The organism is Castellaniella sp. FW104-7C03 (assembly GCF_040276085.1).
Taxonomy (GTDB): domain Bacteria; phylum Pseudomonadota; class Gammaproteobacteria; order Burkholderiales; family Burkholderiaceae_B; genus Castellaniella.
The window spans coordinates 249,312-271,753 of record NZ_JBELOK010000004.1; the positions used below are offsets into that span (position 1 = coordinate 249,312).

General features: G+C 60.4%; 25 protein-coding genes. 19 read left to right on the forward strand and 6 right to left on the reverse strand.

From position 1 onward, the window contains the following. The first annotated feature begins 57 nt into the window (after positions 1-57). On the forward strand, positions 58-3,990 hold the full coding sequence (locus ABS758_RS06710; RefSeq protein ID WP_350381817.1) for a DUF3683 domain-containing protein: 3,933 nt from the start codon (positions 58-60) through the stop codon (positions 3,988-3,990). A 13-nt stretch (positions 3,991-4,003) separates the two neighbouring features. On the opposite strand, the gene ABS758_RS06715 is transcribed toward ABS758_RS06710, so the two are convergent. Next, positions 4,004-4,558 (reverse strand): adenine phosphoribosyltransferase, encoded by a 555-nt coding sequence (locus ABS758_RS06715; protein ID WP_350381816.1) that lies wholly within the window; start codon positions 4,556-4,558, stop codon positions 4,004-4,006. 163 nt (positions 4,559-4,721) lie between these two features. Here ABS758_RS06715 and ABS758_RS06720 point away from each other — a divergent pair, with 163 nt between their 5' ends. From ABS758_RS06720 to ABS758_RS06765, 10 genes are all read left to right on the forward strand, one after another. Next, a complete protein-coding gene (locus ABS758_RS06720; protein ID WP_350381815.1) occupies positions 4,722-5,711 on the forward strand; it encodes a KpsF/GutQ family sugar-phosphate isomerase in 990 nt (329 codons plus the stop codon). Then, complete coding sequence (locus tag ABS758_RS06725; protein ID WP_350381814.1) at positions 5,711-6,313, forward strand: KdsC family phosphatase; 603 nt, start codon at positions 5,711-5,713, stop codon at positions 6,311-6,313. Before ABS758_RS06720 ends, ABS758_RS06725 begins: the two co-directional genes overlap by 1 nt. Further along, positions 6,310-6,927, forward strand: coding sequence for an LPS export ABC transporter periplasmic protein LptC (gene lptC / locus ABS758_RS06730; protein WP_350381813.1), 618 nt, complete (start codon positions 6,310-6,312; stop codon positions 6,925-6,927). Before ABS758_RS06725 ends, lptC begins: the two co-directional genes overlap by 4 nt. Then, positions 6,924-7,508 (forward strand): lipopolysaccharide transport periplasmic protein LptA, encoded by a 585-nt coding sequence (gene lptA / locus ABS758_RS06735; protein ID WP_350381812.1) that lies wholly within the window; start codon positions 6,924-6,926, stop codon positions 7,506-7,508. The genes lptC and lptA overlap by 4 nt, the downstream gene beginning before the upstream one ends. Before the next feature lie 10 nt (positions 7,509-7,518). Beyond that, complete coding sequence (lptB, locus tag ABS758_RS06740; RefSeq protein WP_350381811.1) at positions 7,519-8,310, forward strand: LPS export ABC transporter ATP-binding protein; 792 nt, start codon at positions 7,519-7,521, stop codon at positions 8,308-8,310. A gap of 187 nt (positions 8,311-8,497) precedes the next feature. Next, complete coding sequence (gene hpf / locus ABS758_RS06745) at positions 8,498-8,824, forward strand: ribosome hibernation-promoting factor, HPF/YfiA family (protein ID WP_350381810.1); 327 nt, start codon at positions 8,498-8,500, stop codon at positions 8,822-8,824. Between the two features lie 97 nt (positions 8,825-8,921). Next, on the forward strand, positions 8,922-9,419 hold the full coding sequence (locus ABS758_RS06750; protein WP_350381809.1) for a PTS sugar transporter subunit IIA: 498 nt from the start codon (positions 8,922-8,924) through the stop codon (positions 9,417-9,419). Further along, positions 9,391-10,332 (forward strand): HPr(Ser) kinase/phosphatase, encoded by a 942-nt coding sequence (gene hprK, locus ABS758_RS06755; RefSeq protein WP_350381808.1) that lies wholly within the window; start codon positions 9,391-9,393, stop codon positions 10,330-10,332. The genes ABS758_RS06750 and hprK overlap by 29 nt, the downstream gene beginning before the upstream one ends. Further along, positions 10,326-11,201 (forward strand): RNase adapter RapZ, encoded by an 876-nt coding sequence (gene rapZ / locus ABS758_RS06760; RefSeq protein ID WP_350381807.1) that lies wholly within the window; start codon positions 10,326-10,328, stop codon positions 11,199-11,201. The genes hprK and rapZ overlap by 7 nt, the downstream gene beginning before the upstream one ends. Next, positions 11,198-12,208, forward strand: a complete 1,011-nt coding sequence (locus ABS758_RS06765) for a septal ring lytic transglycosylase RlpA family protein (protein ID WP_350381806.1) — start codon at positions 11,198-11,200, stop codon at positions 12,206-12,208. Before rapZ ends, ABS758_RS06765 begins: the two co-directional genes overlap by 4 nt. Here ABS758_RS06765 and rsmI read toward each other — a convergent pair. Then, a complete protein-coding gene (gene rsmI, locus ABS758_RS06770; RefSeq protein ID WP_350381805.1) occupies positions 12,196-13,125 on the reverse strand; it encodes a 16S rRNA (cytidine(1402)-2'-O)-methyltransferase in 930 nt (309 codons plus the stop codon). The genes ABS758_RS06765 and rsmI overlap by 13 nt on opposite strands. 36 nt (positions 13,126-13,161) lie before the next feature. On the opposite strand from rsmI, the gene ABS758_RS06775 reads away from it, so the two are divergent. Genes ABS758_RS06775 through ABS758_RS06800 form a run of 6 tightly spaced genes read left to right on the forward strand, consistent with a single transcriptional unit; the run spans position 13,162 to position 17,154 of the window. Beyond that, positions 13,162-13,644, forward strand: a complete 483-nt coding sequence (locus tag ABS758_RS06775; RefSeq protein WP_350381804.1) for a YraN family protein — start codon at positions 13,162-13,164, stop codon at positions 13,642-13,644. A gap of 55 nt (positions 13,645-13,699) precedes the next feature. Next, positions 13,700-14,293, forward strand: a complete 594-nt coding sequence (locus ABS758_RS06780) for a phosphoheptose isomerase (RefSeq protein ID WP_350381803.1) — start codon at positions 13,700-13,702, stop codon at positions 14,291-14,293. Beyond that, positions 14,293-15,012, forward strand: coding sequence for a BON domain-containing protein (locus ABS758_RS06785; protein WP_350381802.1), 720 nt, complete (start codon positions 14,293-14,295; stop codon positions 15,010-15,012). The genes ABS758_RS06780 and ABS758_RS06785 overlap by 1 nt, the downstream gene beginning before the upstream one ends. Then, positions 15,009-15,506, forward strand: a complete 498-nt coding sequence (locus tag ABS758_RS06790) for a peroxiredoxin family protein (protein WP_350381801.1) — start codon at positions 15,009-15,011, stop codon at positions 15,504-15,506. Before ABS758_RS06785 ends, ABS758_RS06790 begins: the two co-directional genes overlap by 4 nt. Then, positions 15,503-16,405 (forward strand): acetylglutamate kinase, encoded by a 903-nt coding sequence (gene argB, locus ABS758_RS06795; protein ID WP_350381800.1) that lies wholly within the window; start codon positions 15,503-15,505, stop codon positions 16,403-16,405. The genes ABS758_RS06790 and argB overlap by 4 nt, the downstream gene beginning before the upstream one ends. Next, the gene (locus ABS758_RS06800; protein WP_350381799.1) at positions 16,405-17,154 is read left to right on the forward strand and encodes a pyrimidine 5'-nucleotidase; all 750 of its coding nucleotides are present in this window, start codon (positions 16,405-16,407) and stop codon (positions 17,152-17,154) included. The genes argB and ABS758_RS06800 overlap by 1 nt, the downstream gene beginning before the upstream one ends. Here the strand turns inward: ABS758_RS06800 and ABS758_RS06805 are convergent. From ABS758_RS06805 to gpmA, 4 genes are all read right to left on the reverse strand, one after another. After that, positions 17,084-17,863: a HesA/MoeB/ThiF family protein gene (locus tag ABS758_RS06805; protein WP_350382021.1), complete on the reverse strand. Its 780-nt coding sequence runs from the start codon at positions 17,861-17,863 to the stop codon at positions 17,084-17,086. The two genes, ABS758_RS06800 and ABS758_RS06805, sit on opposite strands and share 71 nt — an antisense overlap. A gap of 5 nt (positions 17,864-17,868) precedes the next feature. Further along, positions 17,869-19,395 carry a S41 family peptidase gene (locus ABS758_RS06810; RefSeq protein WP_350381798.1) on the reverse strand — a complete coding sequence of 509 codons (1,527 nt, stop codon included), beginning with the start codon at positions 19,393-19,395 and terminating at the stop codon, positions 17,869-17,871. A gap of 92 nt (positions 19,396-19,487) precedes the next feature. After that, positions 19,488-20,891 (reverse strand): peptidoglycan DD-metalloendopeptidase family protein, encoded by a 1,404-nt coding sequence (locus ABS758_RS06815; RefSeq protein WP_350381797.1) that lies wholly within the window; start codon positions 20,889-20,891, stop codon positions 19,488-19,490. Between the two features lies 1 nt (position 20,892). Then, positions 20,893-21,645, reverse strand: a complete 753-nt coding sequence (gpmA, locus tag ABS758_RS06820; RefSeq protein WP_350381796.1) for a 2,3-diphosphoglycerate-dependent phosphoglycerate mutase — start codon at positions 21,643-21,645, stop codon at positions 20,893-20,895. Between the two features lie 89 nt (positions 21,646-21,734). Between gpmA and ABS758_RS06825 the strand changes: the two genes are divergently transcribed. Further along, on the forward strand, positions 21,735-22,145 hold the full coding sequence (locus ABS758_RS06825) for a rhodanese-like domain-containing protein (protein ID WP_350381795.1): 411 nt from the start codon (positions 21,735-21,737) through the stop codon (positions 22,143-22,145). Positions 22,146-22,157: 12 nt separating this feature from the next. Next, the gene (gene grxC, locus ABS758_RS06830) at positions 22,158-22,415 is read left to right on the forward strand and encodes a glutaredoxin 3 (protein ID WP_350381794.1); all 258 of its coding nucleotides are present in this window, start codon (positions 22,158-22,160) and stop codon (positions 22,413-22,415) included. The last annotated feature ends 27 nt before the right edge of the window (positions 22,416-22,442 follow it).

Consider the following 22,442-nt stretch of genomic DNA (forward strand, 5'->3'; position numbering starts at 1 on the left):
CTAGGGCGATACCCCTGGCCACAGCAGGGGTACTTAACCCGCCCTACTCAAGATCGCATGAACGCCCCCACTCCTGCTGCATTGCTTGCACCTGCTCAGCCGCCACGCCTGCGCGAAATCCCCTACAACTACACCTCCTGGTCTGATCGAGAAATCGTCTGCCGGCTGCTGGGCGCTCCGGCGTGGCAGCTCTTGTCCAACCTGCGCACAGAGCGACGCACCGGGCGCTCTGCACGGATGCTGTTTGAAGTGCTGGGCGATATCTGGGTGGTACAGCGCAATCCTTATCTGCAGGATGATCTCCTGGACAACCCGAAGCGCCGCCACCAGCTGGTAGAGGCGCTCAGGCATCGTCTGGACGAGATCGACAAACGCCGCAATGACGACCACGGCACGCGGGACGGGCAAGTCCAGCAATTGCTGGATGCCGCCCGCCTGGCCGTGCAGTCTTTTGAAGACAGCTTTATTGAAGTCGAACACATGCGGCGCCGTGCCCGCAAGCTGCTGTCACGCCTGACAGCAGCCGACAACATCCGCTTTGATGGCCTGTCGCGGGTGTCCCACGTGACGGACGCCACCGACTGGCGGGTTGAATATCCGTTTGTGGTGCTGATGCCCGACACCGAGGACGAAATTGCCGGCCTGGTACGGGCCTGTATCGAGCTTGGCCTGACCATCGTGCCGCGTGGCGGTGGCACCGGCTACACAGGTGGCGCCATCCCCCTAAGCTGGCGCTCGGCCGTGATCAACACCGAGAAACTGGATGCCATCGGCACGGTGGAAATCACGCACCTGCCAGGCGTCGAAGAGCCGGTTCATACCATCCTGACGGGCGCCGGTGTGGTGACACGCCGGGTGGCCGAGGCCGCCGAGGCCGCCGGCCAGGTGTTTGCCGTGGATCCCACCTCGGCAGATGCTTCGTGCGTGGGCGGCAATGTCGCCATGAATGCCGGTGGCAAAAAAGCGGTGCTTTGGGGCACGGCACTGGACAACCTTGCCTGGTGGCGCATGGTCGACCCACAAGGCAACTGGCTGGAAGTCACCCGGCTGGATCACAATCTGGGCAAAATCCACGAGGTCGAGCAGGCCCGGTTCGAGCTTAAATGGTTTGACGGCCGCCAGGCCCCTGGCCATACCTTGCTTAAATCCGACATGCTCACGATCGAAGGGCGACGTTTTCGTAAGGCAGGGCTGGGGAAGGACGTCACAGATAAATTTTTGGCCGGGCTGCCAGGCGTGCAAAAAGAAGGCTGTGACGGCCTGATCACAGGAGCACGTTGGATTTTGCACCGGATGCCGAGCCACACGCGCACCGTGTGCATGGAATTCTTTGGCCAGGCGCGCGACGCTGTCCCCTCGATTGTCGAGGTGAAACACTATCTGGACACCGAAGGCCGCGCCCAGGGCGCCTTGCTGGCGGGTTTGGAACATCTGGACGAGCGCTATCTGCGCGCCGTGGGCTATGCCACCAAAAGCCGGCGAGGCACCCTGCCCAAGATGGTTTTGATTGGCGATATTGTCGGCGATGATGAGCAGACCGTGGCACGCGCAGCCAGCGAAGTCGTCCGTATTGCCAACTCGCGCGAGGGCGAGGGATTTATTGCCGTCAGCCCCGAATCCCGCAAAAAATTCTGGCTCGACCGCGCCCGCACCGCGGCCATCTCGCGCCACACCAATGCGTTCAAGATCAACGAAGACGTTGTGATCCCGCTGGCGCGGATGGGCGAATACACGGACGCCATCGAACGCATCAATATCGAGCTATCCACCCGCAACAAGCTGCGTCTGATCGACGCGCTGGACACCTACCTGCAAGGCGATCTGCCGCTGGGGAAATCCGAGGACATCGACGACGCGACCCATACCCGCGATGTGGTGCTGTCCGCCAGGCGTCAGGAGGCACTGGATGTACTGGAGCAGGTGCGCCGGTGCTGGACATGGATTCTGGAGAACCTGGATGCCCGTCTGGTTGACCATGCCGAGACGCTGGATGCGCTGGGCCTGATCGCACAAATCCCCGCCCTGCAGGCCCGCCTGGCTGCACAGCCCGATACCCGCATGATTGATATCGTGCAGGATCACAGCCTGAGAATTTCCTGGAAAACCGACATTCGCACCCCGCTGGAGCGGCTGTTTGCCGGGGCCGAGTGCGCGGCCGTGCTGGCCGGGCTGCAAGCCACTCACGACCAGATTCTTAAAAGCCGCGTGTTTGTGGCCTTGCACATGCACGCCGGCGACGGCAACGTGCACACCAATATCCCGGTCAACTCTGACGATTACGACATGCTGCGCGAAGCCAATGCAGCGGTGGCCCGTATCATGCAGATTGCCCGCAGCCTGGATGGCGTGATCTCCGGCGAGCACGGGATCGGGCTGACCAAGTTTGAATTCCTGAGCGACGAAGAACTGGCGCCATTTCAGCAGTACAAGCAAACGGTTGATCCCGATGGTCACTTCAATGCCGGTAAGCTGATGCCGGGGGCGGATCTTTCCCGAGCCTGGACACCCAGCTTCAATTTGCTGGGTTATGAGTCCCTGATCATGCAGCGCAGCGAAATTGGCGCAATTTCCAACGCCATCAAGGATTGCCTGCGCTGCGGAAAATGCAAGCCGGTGTGTGCTACCCACGTGCCCCGGGCCAATTTGCTGTATTCGCCTCGCAACAAGATCCTGGCCACCTCCCTGCTGATCGAAGCTTTTCTCTACGAAGAACAAACCCGACGCGGTGTCAGCCTGCGGCACTGGGAAGAATTCGAGGACGTGGGCGATCACTGCACCCTATGCCACAAGTGCTACAACCCCTGCCCTGTGGATATTGATTTTGGCGATGTCTCGATGGAGATGCGTGCACTGCTGCGTCGCATGGGACAAAAATCGTTTAACCCGGGCACGGCGGCCTCGATGTTTTTCCTCAATGCCAAAGATCCCCGGGTGATCAAGGCAACACGCACAGCCATGATCGATCTGGGCTACAAGGCCCAGCGCCTGGCTCACGATCTTCTGGCACCTATCGCCAAAAAGCAAACCCGTCAGCCACCCGCCACCGTGGGCAAGGCACCGGTGCGCGAGCAGGTGATCCACTTCATCAACAAAAAAATGCCTGGCGGTCTGCCGAAACAGACCGCCCGCAAATTGCTGGATATCGAAGATCCCAACATCGTGCCGATCATCCGCAATCCTGCCACCACGGCGTCTGACAGCGAAGCGGTGTTTTATTTCCCGGGCTGCGGCTCGGAGCGTCTGTTTTCACAGGTTGGCCTGGCTACCCAGGCCATGCTGTGGCATGTCAATGTACAAACGGTGCTGCCCCCGGGCTACCTGTGCTGCGGCTACCCGCAACGCGGCAACGGCCTGGTGGACAAGGAAGCACAGATGGTGACGGACAACCGGGTGCTGTTTCATCGCATGGCCACCACCCTGAACTACCTGGACATCAAAACCGTGGTGGTGAGCTGTGGTACCTGCTACGACCAGCTGGAGCGCTACGAATTTGAAAAGATTTTTCCGGGTTGCCGGCTGATCGACATCCACGAATACCTGCTTGAAAAAGGCGTGGATATCGCGGGGGTCGAGGGCGTGCGCTACATCTACCACGACCCCTGTCACACCCCCATGAAGCAGCAAGATCCCATGAAAACCGTGAAATCGCTGCTGGGAGAATCAAACGCCATCAAGACGGATCGCTGCTGTGGCGAATCCGGCACGTTGGCCGTATCGCGGCCCGATATCTCGACCCAGATCCGGTTTCGCAAACAGGAAGAGCTGGCCAAAAATACGGCAGCCATCCGTGCCGACGGCTTTGAAGGCGAGGTGAAGATGGTGACGTCCTGCCCCTCGTGCCTGCAAGGGCTGGCACGCTACGAACAAGACACGGGCCTGTCTGCCGACTACATCGTGGTAGAAATGGCCAAGCACCTGCTGGGCGAAAACTGGATGCCGGATTACGTTAAAGCAGCCAATACCGGAGGAATCGAGCGGGTGCTGGTGTAAGGTCTGGCGGCGATCAGTTCTCTGGGCCGGTTTCGAATTCGCACACCGTATATACCGGCAACCCAGAGTCTTTAACTGCCTTGGAGCCGCCTAAATCGGGCAAATCGATAATGGCGGCTGCCTCGGCCACATTGGCCCCGAGGCGCTGCAACAGCCGCGTGGCAGCCATCATGGTGCCGCCTGTGGCGATGAGATCATCAATCAGCAGTACCCGCTGGCCCGGGCGCACAGAATCGGTGTGCATCTCTACGGTGGCATTGCCGTATTCCAGTGCGTATTGCTCGGCCACCGTGCGAAACGGCAACTTGCCCTGCTTGCGCACCGGCACAAACCCAAGGTTAAGCTCGTAGGCCAGCACCGACCCGACAATAAAGCCACGCGCATCGATCCCTGCCACGAGATCCAGGCGCTGGCGCATATAGCGATATACAAAAAGGTCGATCAGTACCCGGAAAGATCGGGGGTCTTGCAGTACAGGGGTAATATCGCGAAACTGCACGCCGGGCTTGGGCCAGTCGGGTACGGTGCGGATCGTGTCGCGGATGTACTGGGCCGGATCAGTTTGCATGACATCATCCTGTGGAAAAAATCTGGGCGGGCACAGTGTAGCCCACAGAGCGGGGCCTGAACCAATCGGTTTTTTGACCCCCCGCCGGGTGCCAAAGCGCCCTCTGGCAGTATCCCATCGTCTAGTGCAGACGAATAGCCGCCAGGCACAGTAAAATCGCCTGATGCATACTCTACCGCAGATGACACCTCAGGCGCTTCGCCTCAGTGCCTCGCGCACCTTCACTACCGAAATCCAGGCGCTGCAGGCCTTGCAAGGGCGCATCGACGCCTCGTTCGACAACACCGTACAGGCCATTTTGGCCTGCTCCGGGCGTGTCGTGGTTACCGGCATTGGCAAATCCGGCCATATTGCCCGCAAAATTGCGGCCACTCTGGCGTCCACCGGTACCCCCGCGTTTTTCATGCACGCAGCCGAAGCCATCCATGGCGATCTCGGGATGCTGACAGGCCAGGATATCCTGCTTGCCATCTCGTACTCGGGTTCGGCACAAGAGCTCATCACCATTATCTCGGTGGCCAAGCGGATGGGCACGCGCATCATCGCCATCACAGGCCATCCCGATTCCGAACTCGCCCACAATGCCGACATCGCACTGGATGCAGCGGTCGCACAAGAAGCCTGTCCGCTTAACCTGGCACCCACAGCCAGCACCACAGCGGCTTTGGTCCTGGGAGACGCCATTGCGGTGGCCTGCCTTGAGGCCCGCGGCTTCAACCAGGAGGATTTCGCCCGCTCGCATCCGGGCGGTGCCCTGGGGCGGCGCTTGCTTACTTCGGTATCCGACATCATGCGCAGCGGCGCGGCACTGCCCTGCGTCAGCCCCAACACCCTGATTCCCGATGCGCTCACAGAGATGTCTTCCAAGGGCATGGGCATGACCATCGTGGTCGATCCGGCGCATCATCCAGTGGGGATTTTCACCGACGGCGATTTGCGCCGCATGATTGCCCAGCACGGCGATATCCGGGCATTGCCCGTGTCCGCAGGCATGAGCCTGCACCCCCGGGCCATCGACGCCCGGGCACCTGCCATCGAAGCGGCCACCATCATGGACGCCAACAAACTCAACCAGATGCTGGTGCTTGACACCGACGGTCTATTATTGGGAGCCCTGCACATGCACGATCTTCTGGCCGCAAAGGTTATCTGATGCACGAACTCCCCGGTTTCTCTCATCCCACCGAAGCACAAATCCTGGCGCGCATCAGCCCCGAAGTGCGTGAGCGCGCCAAGGCGGTGCGGCTCATGGTGTTCGATGTCGACGGCGTACTCACCGACGGCAGCCTCTGGTATAGCGAACACGGCGAGGCAGTAAAGCCATTCAATGCCCTCGACGGACATGGCCTGCGCCTGCTGCGCGAACACGGCATTCGGGTGGCATGGGTGAGCGGGCGCAAAAGTGCCATTACTGCCCGGCGGGCAGCCGAGCTGGGCATCTCGCCCGTGCTGCAAGGTGTCCGCGACAAGATCGGTACAGTCGAGACCCTCGCACAAGAATCCGGGCTGAGCCTGGACGCCGTGGGATACATGGGCGATGACATCATCGACCTCCCCGTGCTCCAGCGCGTGGGATTTGCCGTCAGCGTACCCAACGCGCCCTTTTACATCGGCCAGGCCGCCCACTGGGTGTCCGGACAAGCCGGCGGGCATGGCGCGGTGCGCGAATGCTGCGACCTCATCCTGGCTGCTCAGGGCCGGCTGGGCGCCTGCTTTACTGCGTCGCTGTCCACACTGGGCGGCGCAATCCAATGAAAGACCGCTTGCCTGGTCTGGTTGCAGCATTTTTGCTGGTCCTGCTGGTGTTGGGTACCTGGTGGGCGTCCGATTACGCGATCAATTCCATCCAGGTAGATCCTCCACGGCGGCTTACCCACGAGCGCGATTCCTGGGCCAACCACTTTGTCATGATCCGCACCAGCCCCCAGGGCTTTGCGATCAACCGTCTCGAAGGTGATGCGATGCAGCACTATCCCGACACGGACAGTTATGACATCACCCTGCCGCGAGCCGTGGGCCACCAGCAAGACGCCCCCACCACGATAGGGACGGCCGATATGGGGACACTCGACCAGCACGGCGACCGCATTGTGCTAAATGGCCACGCAGTGGTCAAGCGCCTGCCAGACGCCAACAACCAACTGCTCGAAGTACACAGCGACCAACTGATCATCCAGCCCAACCTGGATCTGGTGCACACCGACCGCCCGGCGCTGGTGATCAATGGCCGCTCGACCCTGCGCGGCCAGGGGATGCGCTACGATAATCGCACCCGCCAGTTGACGGTCAAGGCCGCCAGCGACGTCAAGATTTCCGGCGAAGACCAAGCTGCACAAAATGCCGGACCAAAAAAGGCTCCAACACCATGAACAAACTGTCCCACGCCCTGCTGGCGGCTTCGTTGGCCACCTGCCTCGCCGCCAGTGCTGTGGCGGCGCCTGCTGCCCAAACCCCTGCTCCAGAACCCGACACAATCATTTTGTCGGACACCCTGCACTACGATGATGTCACTAAAACCAGTACATTTACCGGCAACGTGGTACTAACCCGCGGCGCCATGACATTGCGCGCCGACAAACTGGTCACTCACGAAGACAAAGATGGCAACCAGTTTGGTACGGCCACAGCAGCCCCCGGCAAACTGGTTAATGTCCGGCAAGAAAATCCCGAAAAATCAGAAGTCCTCATCGGCACCGGCCAACAGGCCGATTACGTGGGTCAGTCGGGCGACATCACACTCACAGGCCAAGCCACCGTTATTCGCCAGATCTGCGGAGAGACCTTTGACAGCGTGCGTGGTGCCCGGATTGTTTACCACGATAAATCCGGCACCTACGAAGCCTTTGGCGGCAAAAACTCCGCCGCCGCAGGAGGGCGTGTCCGCTCTCTGGCACAACCGCAATCCAAAATTGATCAAGCCATTGCCAAGTGCCGTGCAAAGCGTTCATAAGCAGTCACCCATGCCCACCACTTCCACCGGTTCTTCCAGCTCTTCTGATAGCACCCGCGACAGCGGCAGCCTGCAGGCCATTGGCCTGGGCAAAACCTTTGGCCGCCGGACGGTGGTGCAAGATGTCTCGCTGTCGGTCGACAGCGGCGAAGTAGTGGGATTGCTGGGGCCTAATGGCGCCGGCAAAACCACCAGCTTTTACATGATTGTGGGGCTGATTCCAGCCGATACCGGGCGCATCATCATCGATCAGCACGATGTCACGGGTGTCCCCATGCACCAGAGGGCGCGCCTGGGGCTGTCGTATCTGCCACAAGATGCGTCTGTGTTTCGCCGCCTGACGGTCGAACAAAACATCCGTGCGGTGCTTGAGCTGCAACGCGACGAACACGGCCATAGTTTGTCGGCTCACCAGCTTGAAGAGCGCCTCGAATCGCTTATCGATGAGCTGCAAATCGAGCACATCCGGCGCAACATGGCATTGTCGCTTTCGGGGGGGGAGCGCCGACGCGTCGAGATTGCCCGGGCACTGGCTACCCACCCACGGTTTATCTTGCTGGACGAGCCCTTTGCCGGGGTCGACCCCATCGCCGTGATCGAAATCCAGCGCATCGTGCAGTTTTTGCGGGGACGCAATATCGGGGTGCTGATTACCGACCACAACGTGCGCGAAACCCTGGGCATCTGCGACCGTGCCTACATCATCAGCGAAGGCAAGGTACTTACCAGCGGTCATCCGGCAGAAATCGTTGATAACGAAGCCGTGCGCCAAGTGTATCTGGGCAAGAACTTCCGGATGTAGCCAGTCAACTGATTAGCCCATCAAATGATCAGCCAATCCAACTATCTTACCCTTTTTCACCCCCCTTGCTGTATCGGTCGCACCCGGTACACTGGACCCATCCACCCACTTATCACAAGGAGCCTTAACTACGTAAATCCCGGTTCACCCAGAACCACCCCTGTTTTTTCCGTAAGGAGTCTGCACTATGAGCCTGACAATCACCGGCCGTCATCTGGAAATCACCCCCGCAATCCGTGAATACGTTCACACCAAGACAGCCCGCGTCCTGCGGCATTTCGATCAGGTTATCGATACCCAGGTCATGCTCTCCATCGAGCCGCTCAAGCACACCGCAGAAATCACCATGCGCCTGCGTGGCAAAGACTTGCACTGCGAAGCCTCGGATGACAATCTGTACGCCGCCATCGATCTCCTCATCGACAAGATAGACCGGCAGGTCATCAAGTACAAATCCAAGGCTCAAACCTACACGCATGAACCACCAAAGCGGCAAGAGATCCTCGCTGAGTAAGCACTTGCCCGCACTGGCCTAGCCTGGCCAGCCTCACTCATGGCCTCGCTGCACTGCTTCGAGGCCATGTTGCTGTTTGCGCCCCTATAATGTTGTCATGAACCTCAGCTCCCGTATCCTGCCACCCGGCAATATCGTCCTGGATCTGGCGGCCACCAGCAAAAAACGCGCCTTCGAGCACGCCGGCCTGCTGTTTGAAAACAACCAGGGTGTTGCCCGCATGTCTGTTTTTCACAGCCTGCTGGCGCGTGAAAGGCTGGGCTCTACCGCCCTGGGCCACGATGTTGCCATTCCGCATGGCCGTCTGAAAGACCTCCGCGAACCCCATGCCGCGTTCATCCGTCTCTCAGAGCCCATCCGCTTCGACGCCAACGACGGGCGTACCGCCCGGCTGCTGTTTTTTCTGTTGATGCCCGAAGCAGCCACCCAAACCCACCTCGATCTTCTGGCCGGTATCGCCCGGCTGCTTTCCGACACGCAGATCCGTCATACCCTGACGCACTCTGAAAGCCCCGAAGAAATCCACCAGTTGATCCTCAACGGCTCACTTGCCCGGCCCACCGAATATGCTGACCATCCAAGAGCTGATTCGTGACAACGCTGAGAAAATCAGCTTCACCTGGTTGGCAGGTCAAGATGCTGCCACCGATCACACCATCCCGGATACCCGCGAATCCGCTGCCGATCTCATCGGCCACCTCAACCTGATCCACCCGGGACGCATTCAGGTTTTTGGCGCCGAAGAGATCTCGTACTATCAGCGGCTGGATGCCAAAAGGCGTCTGCATCACCTCGACGATCTGGTGGCCGGCGGCGTACCCGCCATTGTTCTGGCCGGCAACGTCGAGGTTCCCGAGGATCTCCACACGTTTTGCCAGGAACATGCCATCCCGCTGGTCAAAACTCCCACAGACGCTGCGCATCTCATTGATCTGCTGCGCGTCTACCTGGGCAAGCGTACGGCCCCAAAAACCACCGTGCATGGTGTGTTCATGGACGTACTAGGGCTGGGCGTCCTGATTACCGGAGAATCCGGCCTGGGCAAAAGCGAGCTGGCGCTCGAGCTTATCTCCCGCGGCCACGGGCTGGTGGCCGACGACGCGGTCGAGCTCTCGCGCACCGCGCCCAATTTTGTCGAGGGCCAATGTCCCTCGTTGCTGCAAAATCTGCTTGAGGTTCGCGGTCTGGGCCTGCTGGACATCCGCACCATTTTTGGCGAAACCTCGGTACGCCGAAAAATGAAAATCAAGTTGATTGTGCATCTGGTGCGCATGACGCCTGACCACTTCGAGCGCCTGCCCATGCAGGACGAATACCAGGATATCCTGGGCATTCCGATCCGGCGCGTCATGCTGCAGGTGGCAGCCGGCCGCAACCTGGCCGTGCTGGTCGAGGCTGCTGTACGCAACACCATCCTGACACTGCGCGGCATCGACACCATGGGCGACTTCATCGAGCGCCAGGCATTGGCCATCATGGAGAGCACTCAGGAGAAGCGTCCGTGCTGAATATTGTCCTCATCACCGGCATCTCGGGCTCAGGAAAATCTGTCGCTCTGCGTGTGCTCGAGGACACCGGCTATACCTGCGTCGACAACCTCCCGGCGCGATTTCTGCACGACTTCATCGCCAGCACCCAGGATACGGGCCTCGAACGCGTGGCCGTCTCCATCGATGTACGCACGCCGGGCGATCTCGACGACCTGCCCGGCATTCTTACCAGTCTGCGGGCAATGGGCATTGCACTGCACGTGATTTTTCTGGATGCCGACGACCACACCCTGATGCAGCGCTATTCAGAATCCCGGCGCCGTCACCCGCTCACTGATCGCCTGCAAAAAGAAGGCATCAATGCCTCCTTGCAAGACTGCATCAGCCGCGAACGCGAGCTCCTGGCCCCCCTGCGCAACCAGGAACACGTGATCGACACGTCCGACCTTACCCCCGGGCAGCTGCGCAGCTGGGTGCGAGACCTGGTGCAGGTTGGCCGTTCGTCGGTCATTCTCACTTTCGAATCCTTTGCCTACAAGCGCGGCGTACCCCACGACGCCGACCTGGTGTTTGATGTGCGCTGCCTGCCCAACCCACACTACGACCCCTTGCTGCGCCCTCTCACAGGGCGCGACGATGCCGTGGCCGCCTGGTTGTCCCAGTTTGGCAGCGTGGATTCCATGATCGAAGACATCAGCAACTTCATACGTAAGTGGCTGCCCTTGTACATGCAGGACACCCGCAACTACCTCACGGTAGCCATCGGCTGTACCGGTGGGCAGCACCGCTCGGTGTATGTCACCGAACAACTGGCGCGCCGCTTTGCCGATCACTCCCCGTTGCTGGTGCGTCACCGCAACCCTGTGCTACATACGCCCACCCCATGAGCTCACGCCCCATTGGTCTGCCCCGCTTTGCCGTTTTACCCGCCTGGCCCGCATCATGCCTTGCCCAACGCCTGTTGCTGGCGCTGCTGTGCCTGACGCTGCTGGTACTGGCCGGTTGTGCATCGCGATCGGGAGGCTACTACAAAGACGACGGCCCGGGAACCGACATCCCGGCCGATATTGCCTCGATTCCCAACGCCGTACCCCGCATTGAAAAACACGCCCCGGCAAATTTTCGGCCCTACGAAGTCTTTGGCGTGGAATACCGGCCTATCGGTGAAAACCAGGCCTATCGGCAGTCGGGTATCGCCTCCTGGTATGGCCGTAAATTTCATGGTGCCAAGACAGCCAACGGTGAAACCTACGATATGTACGCCATGACGGCGGCACATCCCACCTTGCCAATACCCAGTTACGCCCGTGTTACCAGCCAGGAAAACGGTCGTTCCGTCATTGTCCGCATCAACGATCGCGGGCCATTTCACCCCGGACGCATCATCGACCTCTCTTATGTGGCTGCCGCCAAACTGGGCTTGATCGGCCCCGGAAGCGGCCGGGTAACCGTGCAGGCCATCACCAATGCCGATATCCTGGCCGGCCGTTATCCCTGGGCCACGACAACCCAAACCGCTTCCGCTTCCACAAGCGATACCGCACAAGCCAGTGCCATTACTCTGGCGCCAGAGCCCTCTGTGCAACAGGTGCCCCCGCCACGCGCGGTGTCCGCCGCACCCACCATGGCTGACAGCAGCCCGCTGGGCGGCAAGATCTACCTGCAATTTGGTGCTTTTTCATCCGAAGACAACGCCCAGGCGCTGGCCCAACGGGTAAATACCCAAATCACGGACGTTTCTGTGCTGGGCCAGGCGGTGGTGGGCTACGAAGCCCCGCTCTACAAAGTACGGATGGGCCCGTTTCCCAGCCGGGATCAGGCGCATCAGGCGGCGGCCACCCTGTCCTTGTCCACAGAGCTGAATCCAGTGGTGGCACTCGATCAGGGGCTCTGACGCAAGGCCCAGGCATACAGACGGTCGCGGGCAAGCCCGGTAACCGTTGCGGCAATACGTGCCGCATCGCGCACGGATAACTCCGCCAGCAGTGCCCGCATCAGCTTTTGCTGATCTGCCGAGAGTTCTTCGGTGTCAGGCGCTGTTGCTGGTGCTGGATGCAGCACCAGCACAAATTCGCCCTGACTGCGGTGCGGATCCTGCGCCAGCCAGCCCTGCACATCGCCCAAAGAAACCGTGTCGATTTCCTCGAAGCGCTTGGAGAGCTCACGTGCGATGGTGATTTCGCGCGTATCACCTGCCAAGGCCTGGAGATCAGCCAGGGCAGCCTTGAGCCGATGAGGTGTCTCAAAGAACACTACCGGCATGGGTGAATCCAGCCAACGCGCCAGAAATTTGCCACGCGCCTGGGCTTTGCTGGGCAAAAACCCGGCAAAGACAAATCCCGGCTCATCGTCCAGCCCGGCACCACTGGCCATCAAGGCGGCAATGACGGCACTGGGGCCAGGCAGCGGGACGACACGAAAACCCGCTGCACGCACCCGCTTGACGATCCGGGTGCCCGGATCACTGATGGCCGGTGCGCCTGCATCCGAAATAAGCGCGATACGCGCACCTTCTGCCAACCGGGCCAAAATGGTCTCGGCCGCCTCAGCTTCGTTGTGCTTATGGGCAGCCAATAATGGCGTGCTGATCCCCCAGGAATCCAGCAAGGTGCGGCTGGTACGCGTATCTTCTGCGGCGATCGCATCGCAGCGACGCAGGGCTTCCCAGGCACGCAAACTGAGATCAGCCAGGTTGCCGATGGGGGTAGCCACCACATACAGGCATGCCGTAGGCCACATCTGCTGTGACACCTGTTCGGCGTGATGTTTCCATGTCGCCGCAACCGCGTCTGCACCAACGATCTCGCTCATACTGTTATCCCCTGCACGACCGGCACCTACCGCATCATGCTCATTGACCCGTATGCACGCGCACAGGCAGCACAGGATCTGATCCGAAAAAAACGTCGGCGTGCCTTGCGTGCCGCCGAGCGCCGCCCGTCCGCCGTAAAAGCGCCTTCGATGCGGGAATCCCCCACCCAGACACGCGGTTTTGCGGCCGAAGCACAGGCTGCCGATTATCTCCAAGCACACGGCCTGCTTGTCCTTGCCCGCAATTTGCACTGCAAGCTGGGCGAACTCGATCTGATTGCACAAGACGGCCAGATTCTGGTGTTTATCGAGGTGCGCATGCGCCAGGACAATCGCCACGGTGGCGCCGCCGCCAGTGTAAACCGTGACAAGCAGGCTCGGCTGATCCGTACGGCGCTGTGGTTTCTGCCCTCTCTCTGCCGGCTGCATTTTCAGGGCCATATCCCGCCTTGCCGCTTTGATGTCATCGGCGTGCAGGGCAACACGATCGAATGGATCCGCAACGCCTTTGAAGCCTGAAGAACTGTTACGTCCGGCGTCACCGAAGCGGCGGGCTCATGCGATAATCAGCGATATGGACATGACCTCTCGCATGACGTCGCATTTTGATGATGCCGTCGATACCTTCAAGGCCAGCGCACGCGAGCTCGCCCCCTCACTGGCCGCCGGGGTAGAGCTTCTTTTTGGCACGCTCACAAATAATGGCCGCATCCTGGCCTGCGGTAACGGCGGCTCGGCCGCCGACGCCCAGCACTTTGCCGCCGAACTCGTTGGCCGCTTCGAGCGCGACCGCCTGCCCCTGGCAGGCATTGCGCTCAATACCGACACCTCCATCCTTACCGCGGTAGGCAACGATTACTCCTTTGCCTCCATCTTCGAGCGCCAGGTCAATGCACTGGGCCAGCCCGGCGACGTACTGGTAGCGTTGTCCACCAGCGGCAACTCGGCCAATGTGCTGCGCGCCATCGAGGCCGCCCACGACCGCGAGATGCAGATCATTGCCCTGTCGGGCAAGGGCGGCGGGCAGCTCAACAGCCTGCTCTACGAAACCGACATCCATCTTTGCGTGCCCCACGACCGCACCATGCGCATCCAGGAAGTCCATATCCTGTTGCTGCACGCCTTGTGCGACGGGATCGACGCCTTACTTCTAGGAGACCCCCTCTGATGCCATCGTTCACCCGACTGTCCATCACCCGTCCCCTGGCCCGTGGCCTGCTGGGGTTTGCCTGTTTGTCCACACTGGCAGGTTGCGGCCTGCTGGTGGTGGGGGGCACTGCCGCCACCACCGCCGTGGTGGCCACCGACCGCCGCACCGCGGGCGAGCAAGTAGACGACCAGACCATCGAGCTTCGTGTCAGCAACGAAATGACCCAGGCCTTTGGCGATAAAGCACGCGTCTCCGGAACCGCCTACGCCGGACGCCTGCTGCTGGTCGGAGACGTCCCCACCGAAGCCGACCGCCAAAAAGCCGTCCAGATTGCACAAACCATCCAGAAGGTGCGCAAGGTCGACGACCACATCCGCGTCGGAGACCTCACCCCGCTCAGTGTGCGCACCAACGACACCTGGATCACCTCCAAGGTAAAAAGCCAGCTGGTTACCACCGAGCACGTACCCTTTCGCACCATCAAGGTCACCACCGAACGCGGCATCGTCTACCTGATGGGTAAAGTCACGGCCACCGAGGGCGATCTTGCCAGTAAAGTGGCTTCCAGCATCAGTGGTGTCAACAAAGTCGTAAAATTGTTCCAGATCGTCTCACGGGAGAGCCTGATCACTGATCAAGGCAAGCCGGCCCCCGTCACAGACAGCAGCACTACCAGCGCCCCTGCTCCGTCCCCGGCTGGCGACAGCTCAGGCGCACAACCCATGCCTGTGCAATGAAAAAATTCGTTCTCGGTCTGGCGGCCGTTATCGCCATTGGCGGCGCTGCCCTGCTTTGGCAGCAACAAGGGGTCGCCAAAACGGCACCCGATGTCGTGTTCACCGACCTCCAGGGTCACGCGGTCACTACCCAGGATCTCCGTGGCAAGGTTGTGCTTGTCAAATTCTGGGCCACCAGCTGCACCACCTGTATCGCCCAGATGCCCGACACCATCCGCCACTACCAAGAGCTTAAGGCCCAGGGTTTTGACACCATTGGGGTGGCCATGCAATACGATCCCCCCAATTACGTCAAAAACTACGCCGAAACCCGTCAGTTGCCCTTTCCGGTGGTTATTGATGCCCAAGGCAAGCTGGCCAAGGCATTTGGCGATGTCCGCCTGACGCCCACGGCCTTCCTGATCGACAAACAGGGCAACATCATCAAAAGGTACCTTGGCAACTACGACGAGCAGACCTTCCTGGCCACCGTCAAGAAGGCACTGGCTTCATGAGCGCTCTTGCCGACACCTCTTCGGTGCAATCAGCCTCTCTCAAGGCTGAAGTTCTCTCCGAGGCCCTGCCTTACATCCGGCGCTTTCACGGTAAAACCGTCGTCATCAAATACGGCGGCAACGCCATGACCGACGAAGCACTGCAGCGCAGCTTTGCCCACGACGTCGTTCTGCTGAAACTGGTGGGTCTAAACCCCGTCGTTGTGCACGGTGGCGGGCCACAGATCAACAGCGCCCTCAAGCGTATTGGCAAAGAAGGCACCTTTATCCAGGGCATGCGGGTCACCGACGCCGAAACCATGGAAGTCGTCGAATGGGTGCTGGGCGGCCAGGTGCAGCAGGACATTGTCATGATGGTCAACGAGGCCGGCGGCAAGGCAGTTGGTCTTACCGGCAAGGACGGCTGCCTGATTCAGGCACGCAAAAAGATGATGCCCGATCCCGAAAATCCTGGTCAAGTACTGGATATCGGCTTTGTGGGCGACATCGAACGCATCGAGCCTGCCGTGGTCAAGGCCCTGCAGGACGATCAGTTCATCCCCATCATTTCATCCATCGGCTACGGCGAGGACGGCCAGGCCTACAACATCAACGCCGATGTCGTGGCTGGCAAAATGGCCGAAGTACTGGGCGCCGAAAAACTGGTGATGCTTACCAACACCCCCGGGGTGCTGGATAAAAGCGGCCAGCTGTTGCGCAGCCTGTCTGCGCAAACCATCGATACGCTCTTTGAAGATGGTACTTTGTCGGGGGGGATGCTGCCCAAGATTGCCTCGGCCCTGGACGCCGCGCGTTTTGGCGTCAATTCAGTGCATATCATCGACGGGCGCGTCCCGCACTGCCTGCTGCTCGAGATCCTCACGGATCGCGGCGTCGGCACGATGATCAGTTCTCACTGATGTCTCCCTTACGGCCGCCCAGCCCCTTGCGGCGGGGGCGGCATATCCCCGCCAACGCCCCAGTCTGGCTGTTCGATCTCGATAACACCCTGCACGATGCCTCGCGAGGCATCTTCGGGATGATCGATCAGCGCATGAGCTCGGCAGTGGCCCAGGCGCTGGGCGTACCTGCCGACCAAGCCGACATCCTGCGACGCCGATACTGGAAACGCTACGGGGCCACGGCCATCGGGCTGGCCCGGCATCATGGCGTGAACCTGAACCAGTTTCTGGCAAGCTGTCACAATTTTGACGTCCGGCCACTGGTGCATGCAGAAACCGGGCTCGGGGCACGCCTGCGGGCGCTGCCGGGCACGCGTATCGTGCTGACCAATGCGCCTGCCCATTATGCGCGACGCGTACTCAAGGCTTTGGGTATCCTGCAAGAGTTTGACGGCCTGTGGGCCATCGACCACATGATGCCCATGGGGTTTGCCCGGCCCAAGCCGTCGCCAGGCCTGATGCATCAGATCATTGCACAGCTGCAGGTACCCGCCCACCGCATCATCCTGGTAGAAGACACTCTGCGCAACCTGAGATCAGCCCGTCAGGCGGGCATGAAAACCGTGTACCTGTACCATCCAGGTACCCCGTTTGCGCGCCAGCAGTATGGCCGCGATCAGTATGTGGACGTGCGCATCAATCGCCTGAGCAACCTGCTTCTGCAGGCGGCCGCCGGGCACATACCAGGCAGTCGGGGTCGCGCTTAAACCGGATGGTGTGCCATTGCATGCGCAAGGCATCCACGGATAGCAACCGCCCCACCAGGGGCTCTCCCATGCCGGCGATCAGCTTGATGGCTTCCGCAGCCTGCACACTGCCTACCATTCCCAGCAAGGGCCCCAGAACACCTGTGGTGGCACAGCGAAGTTCTTCGAGATCATCAGCCTCGGGGAAAAGGCAGTGATAGCACGGGGAGGCCTCATCGCGCAGATCGTAAACGCTGACCTGCCCCGAAAACTTGATGGCTGCGCCAGACACCAGGGGGGTGCGGGTGGCCACGCACGCGCGGTTGATGGCGTGCCGGGTAGCAAAGTTGTCGCAGCAGTCGAGAACAAGATCAACCTGGGCAGCCAGGGCAATGAGGCGCGTATCATCCAGGCGTTCAACCAGGGCCTGCACCTCGATATCCGGATTGAGTGCCAGCAAGGCATCCCGGCCAGACTGGGCCTTGTGCCGCCCCAGGCCACTGGTGTCATGCAGAATCTGGCGCTGCAGATTGCTGAGCTCGACCACATCGTCATCCACCAGCACAATCCGGCCAACGCCCGCTGCAGCCAGATACAGCGCCGCAGGAGAGCCGAGCCCACCGGCACCAACAATCAGGACCCGCGCAGCCAGCAGACGCTCCTGGCCTTCGATACCCAGCTCATCCAGAAGGATGTGCCGGGCATAACGCATCAGGCGGGTGTCATCCAGAACACTCATGGAAGCCTGATCAAACCATCCGGTGTAATCCGGTAACGCTGAACCGGCGTCTCGGGCCCGTCATTCAGGGTTTTTTTTTCAGCAGGCGCCTGTTGGGGTTGTGGTGCCGTGACAGGCGTGCTGGAGGTGCTGTCTTTGGTGTCCTTAGCCTTGGCCTTCTGCTGCTTCGCCAGCAGAGGATCCAGCTTGAGTACCGGGCGGCCTTGCAAGGCATTGAGCGCCTGCTGCAATTGCCAGTCGTCGGCACCGCCAAACTCGAACATCTTGATTTCACCCTCGACAAAGCTGTCTTCGTCTTCGGCCTTGGCCGCCTGGCTAGCCGCCTGATTAGCCAGATGGTGCTGGAGGTCGACCTCCCGCTCCATGCGGAACAGATTGCCTGCAGCGCTATCGTCCACGATGTGGTCGGGGGTTACCCCGGTATTCTGGATGGAGCGGCCACTGGGCGTGTAATACCGTGCTGTGGTGAGCTTGATACCGGTGTCCTTGCCCAATTGCAGCACCGACTGCACCGAGCCCTTGCCAAAGGTGCGATTACCCACCACCTGGGCCCGCTTGTAATCCTGCAGGGCCCCAGCCACGATCTCCGAGGCAGAGGCCGAACCCACGTTAACCAGCACCACCATGGGCACGGTGCGTGTCCAGCTGGGCAATGACACCCCGATATCCATACCATGGCTGCCATTGAGCGGGCGGGCGTAGAACTCTTCGTTGGACGAGGGAATGCGGCCCTTGGTAGACACCACCAGCTTGCCGGGTTCTATGAAGGCCGAGGTAACGCCAATAGCGCCATCCAGCAGACCCCCCGGGTCGTTGCGGAGATCAAGCACCAGGCCTTTGGGGGCCTGCTTTTTACCAAAGTTTGCCAGCATTTTTACGAGATCGGATGTGGTGCGATCCTGGAACTGGCTGATACGCACGTAGGCAATATTGTGTGCCAGCATCTTGCCGCGCACACTGCGCGTCTTGATCATTTCGCGCACGATATGAAACTTGAGCGGCTTGTTGCTGCCCGCACGCTGAACCGTCAGGACGATCGGGGTGCCGGGCTCGCCCCGCATTTTTTTGACCGCATCATTAAGCGACATGCCCTTGGTGGGCTCGCCATCGATTTCGGTGATGAGGTCGCCCGTGAGGATCCCGGCCCGGGCAGCTGGTGTGTCTTCGATGGGCGCGATCACCTTGGGCATGCCGTCCTGGGTACCGATCTCGATGCCCAGCCCGCCAAAGCCACCACGGGTGATATCCTGCATCTGTTTGTAGGCTTCTTCGTCCAGATACACAGAGTGGGGGTCGAGATCAGAGAAAAGCCCCTTGATGGCGTCATCCATCAATACCTGATCGGCAACCGGCTCTACGTAGCTGGACTTGATGGCACCATAGACGTTGGCAAACTGCTGCAAGCTTTTTAATGGCAGGGGCTCGCCCTTTTGGGCGGTTGCCGTGATGCCCAGGGTAAGCAATACGCCGCCCAGCATCCCCACCATGATCCAGCCCAACGATCGATTTTTTCGAGTGCCCATGCACGCCTCTAGGATAAGTGTCTTGTGGTGCCTGAATTCAGGCTTGATGCGCTGCAAAAAGAACGCGCACCAAACCTAACATAGTACAGAAATTAAGGCTGCAACCATAGTTGGGGGTTGATGGGAGCCCCCTGATGGCGCAGTTCGAAGTACAACCCCGGATCTACCTGTCCCCCGGTGGCCCCCACCCTGGCCACGACATCGCCTTGCGCCACGATATCGCCCACCTGCTTGAGCACTGCCTGGTTGTAACCGTAGATACTGAGATACTGTTGACCGTGGTCGATGATCAGTAAATTGCCAAAACCACTCAGCCAGTGGGCATACACCACCCGTCCCGGCGCAACGGCGCGCACCGGGGTGCCCGCAGCCGCCCTCAGTACGACACCACGCCACAGGCCGCCCTCAGGCCGCTGGGCCCCAAAGCGTCCCAGCAGATCACCCTGCACGGGCCGCGGCAAACGTTTGTGCAAACCAGCAAACCCTTGCTCGGGCATCGTGCGCGGGGCCAGTGAGGCATCCTCGCGGGGCTCTGCCTTCTGTGCCTGGCCCCCTGGCGCCGAGGCTACCTGCTCTTCTGCAGTCAGGCCCTGCGCAGGGGTTTCTGAAGAACGGACGTGACGTTCGGCCTGCTCGCGTATCTCTTGCGCATGGCGTGCTGCCTGCTCACGTTCGGCTTTCAGCTGCCGCGCCCGGCGGGCCTGCTCGGCTTTCTCACGGGCACGTTGTTCGGCAGCCGCCTTGATGGCTGCCTGCCTGCGCGCCTCGGCCTTGGCAATCTCGACATCCAGTGATTTGATCAGTGAGCCCAGGCGTGTGTCTCGAGCTTGCAGGTGCTCGGCCTGCTGCTGTTGTGTCTTGAGCTGCGCCTGCACCTTGGCAAGCACCACCTGCCGCTCATGTTGCTGCTCTTGCAGCGCCTGCTTTTGCGTTTTGGTATCGTCCAACAAGGTGTTGAGCTCTGCCTGGCGGGCGTCAGTGTCACGCTGCAGCGCTGCCAGCTTATCGACCGTTTTTTGCACGGACTGCAAGGTATCGGTGCGTGCGCGCGACACATAGGCCAGATAGGCCAGTGCACGGCCGATCTCCTGGGGATCCTCGCCCGACAGCAAGGCCGTCCAGGGAGACAGGCCGCTGGCATACTGCGCGCGCAACTGTTTGGCCAATGCATCCCGCTGGCGACCAAACTCAGCCATCTGCTGCTGACGGGCGCTGGAGAGCTCTTGCAAGGTTTTGTCCAGCGCCTCACGACGCTGGGCCAGATCAACCAGGCGCCGGGTAATGTCGGAGATGGCCTGTTCGGAAGCCTTGAGATCCCGGGAAGCGTCCTCGCGGGCAGACTCGGAGGAATCAATGTGCTTTTGCACAGCCTCGATCTGCTCGCGCAACGCCTTGCGGTCTTCTTGCGCCTGGGCCTGCCGAGTTTGCAGCGACGCCTGAACGCTGGCGGACAAGGCCACCAGACACACCATCAAACCCAGCCCCAGAACACGCATATCAGCCCTGCTGCGCCTTACCCTGATTGGCCACAGCCTGCATGGCGGCACGAATTTTTTCTTCATCGCCCAGATAAGCATGACGAATCGGACGAAGCTCGGCATCGAGCTCGTAGACCAGCGGTTGCCCGGTGGGGATGTTAAGACCAATGATTTCTTCGTCTGACAGACCATCCAGGTGCTTGATGAGGGCACGCAGGCTGTTGCCATGGGCAGATATCAGCACACGCCGACCCGCACGGATGGCTGGTGCGATGGAATCATCCCAAAACGGCACCACGCGGTCGACGGTGTCACGCAAGCACTCGGTGGCGGGCAACTGATCGGCCGGCACCCGGCGATAGCGCGCATCGAAACGTGGATGGCGCGGATCGTCCTGGGACAGGGGCTCGGGGGCGATATCGTAGGCGCGGCGCCATTGCAGCACCTGCGCTTCGCCATACTGTGCAGCGGTCTCGGCCTTGTTCAGCCCCTGAAGTGCACCGTAATGGCGCTCGTTGAGCCGCCAGCTCAGCCCGATCGGGGTGTGCATGGCATCCATGGCATCCAGCGCAATCCACAAGGTGCGGATGGCACGCTTGAGCACGGATGAAAAGGCCAGGTCAAACTCGAAACCCTCGGCGCGGAGCAATGCACCCGCCTGTTGCGCCTGGGCACGGCCAGTGTCGGTGAGGTCGACATCTGTCCAGCCTGTAAAACGGTTTTCGAGATTCCATTGGCTCTCGCCATGACGCATAAGGACTAGTTTGTACATGAGCTGCCAGTCTGAAAAGTTGAAAATAGCTGATCATTTTATAATCCCCCAGCATACAATTCCCTCTCACCGCTGTAACAGGAATCGCCGTGGACTTTTTACTTGGCCAGAACAACCTCTGGATCGTGCTGATTGCACTGGCATCGGGCGCCTTGCTGCTGTGGCCCTCCCTATCCAAGGGACGCTCAAACGCACGCATCGCCCTCACCGACGCCATCCAGCAGATCAATCGCGAACAAGGCCTGTTCGTCGACATTCGCCCTGCCGAGCAATTCAAGGCCGGTCACATCCCGCAAGCGCGCAACATCACGCTCGATACACTCGAGAGCCACGTGGGCACGCTCCCCCAGGACAAACCGATTGTCGTGGTAGACGCCCACGGCCGCGAAGGCGCCCGTGCCGTCACGCAATTGCGCAAACACGGCTTTCAACGGGTATCCTGTCTTGATGGCGGCCTGAACGCCTGGACCGAAGGCGGCATGCCACTCAAGAAATCCTGATAGAGTCTTTTGATGTCACACATTACGATGTACTGCACCACCGTGTGTCCGTATTGCACACGCGCCGAGATGCTGCTCAAACAACGCGGCGTCCAGGAAATTCATAAAATCTATGTCGATCGCGACCCCGCCCAACGTTCCATCATGATGGAACGCACCGGCCGGCGCACAGTACCGCAAATCTATATCGGCGAACGCCACATTGGCGGCTACGACGATCTGTCCGCCCTCGATCGCGCAGACGGCCTGTTGCCCTTGCTACAGGCTTGATCCCCTTCCACCGACCCTTGCACGGAA

Coding starts and splice junctions, on each gene's coding strand:
- ABS758_RS06710 (WP_350381817.1), top strand. CDS start 58: ATGAACGCCCCCACTCCTGCTGCATTGCTTGCACCTGCTCAGCCGCCA.
- ABS758_RS06715 (WP_350381816.1), bottom strand. CDS start 4,558: ATGCAAACTGATCCGGCCCAGTACATCCGCGACACGATCCGCACCGTA.
- ABS758_RS06720 (WP_350381815.1), top strand. CDS start 4,722: ATGCATACTCTACCGCAGATGACACCTCAGGCGCTTCGCCTCAGTGCC.
- ABS758_RS06725 (WP_350381814.1), top strand. CDS start 5,711: ATGCACGAACTCCCCGGTTTCTCTCATCCCACCGAAGCACAAATCCTG.
- lptC (WP_350381813.1), top strand. CDS start 6,310: ATGAAAGACCGCTTGCCTGGTCTGGTTGCAGCATTTTTGCTGGTCCTG.
- lptA (WP_350381812.1), top strand. CDS start 6,924: ATGAACAAACTGTCCCACGCCCTGCTGGCGGCTTCGTTGGCCACCTGC.
- lptB (WP_350381811.1), top strand. CDS start 7,519: ATGCCCACCACTTCCACCGGTTCTTCCAGCTCTTCTGATAGCACCCGC.
- hpf (WP_350381810.1), top strand. CDS start 8,498: ATGAGCCTGACAATCACCGGCCGTCATCTGGAAATCACCCCCGCAATC.
- ABS758_RS06750 (WP_350381809.1), top strand. CDS start 8,922: ATGAACCTCAGCTCCCGTATCCTGCCACCCGGCAATATCGTCCTGGAT.
- hprK (WP_350381808.1), top strand. CDS start 9,391: ATGCTGACCATCCAAGAGCTGATTCGTGACAACGCTGAGAAAATCAGC.
- ABS758_RS06765 (WP_350381806.1), top strand. CDS start 11,198: ATGAGCTCACGCCCCATTGGTCTGCCCCGCTTTGCCGTTTTACCCGCC.
- rsmI (WP_350381805.1), bottom strand. CDS start 13,125: ATGAGCGAGATCGTTGGTGCAGACGCGGTTGCGGCGACATGGAAACAT.
- ABS758_RS06775 (WP_350381804.1), top strand. CDS start 13,162: ATGCTCATTGACCCGTATGCACGCGCACAGGCAGCACAGGATCTGATC.
- ABS758_RS06780 (WP_350381803.1), top strand. CDS start 13,700: ATGGACATGACCTCTCGCATGACGTCGCATTTTGATGATGCCGTCGAT.
- ABS758_RS06785 (WP_350381802.1), top strand. CDS start 14,293: ATGCCATCGTTCACCCGACTGTCCATCACCCGTCCCCTGGCCCGTGGC.
- ABS758_RS06790 (WP_350381801.1), top strand. CDS start 15,009: ATGAAAAAATTCGTTCTCGGTCTGGCGGCCGTTATCGCCATTGGCGGC.
- argB (WP_350381800.1), top strand. CDS start 15,503: ATGAGCGCTCTTGCCGACACCTCTTCGGTGCAATCAGCCTCTCTCAAG.
- ABS758_RS06800 (WP_350381799.1), top strand. CDS start 16,405: ATGTCTCCCTTACGGCCGCCCAGCCCCTTGCGGCGGGGGCGGCATATC.
- ABS758_RS06810 (WP_350381798.1), bottom strand. CDS start 19,395: ATGGGCACTCGAAAAAATCGATCGTTGGGCTGGATCATGGTGGGGATG.
- ABS758_RS06815 (WP_350381797.1), bottom strand. CDS start 20,891: ATGCGTGTTCTGGGGCTGGGTTTGATGGTGTGTCTGGTGGCCTTGTCC.
- gpmA (WP_350381796.1), bottom strand. CDS start 21,645: ATGTACAAACTAGTCCTTATGCGTCATGGCGAGAGCCAATGGAATCTC.
- grxC (WP_350381794.1), top strand. CDS start 22,158: ATGTCACACATTACGATGTACTGCACCACCGTGTGTCCGTATTGCACA.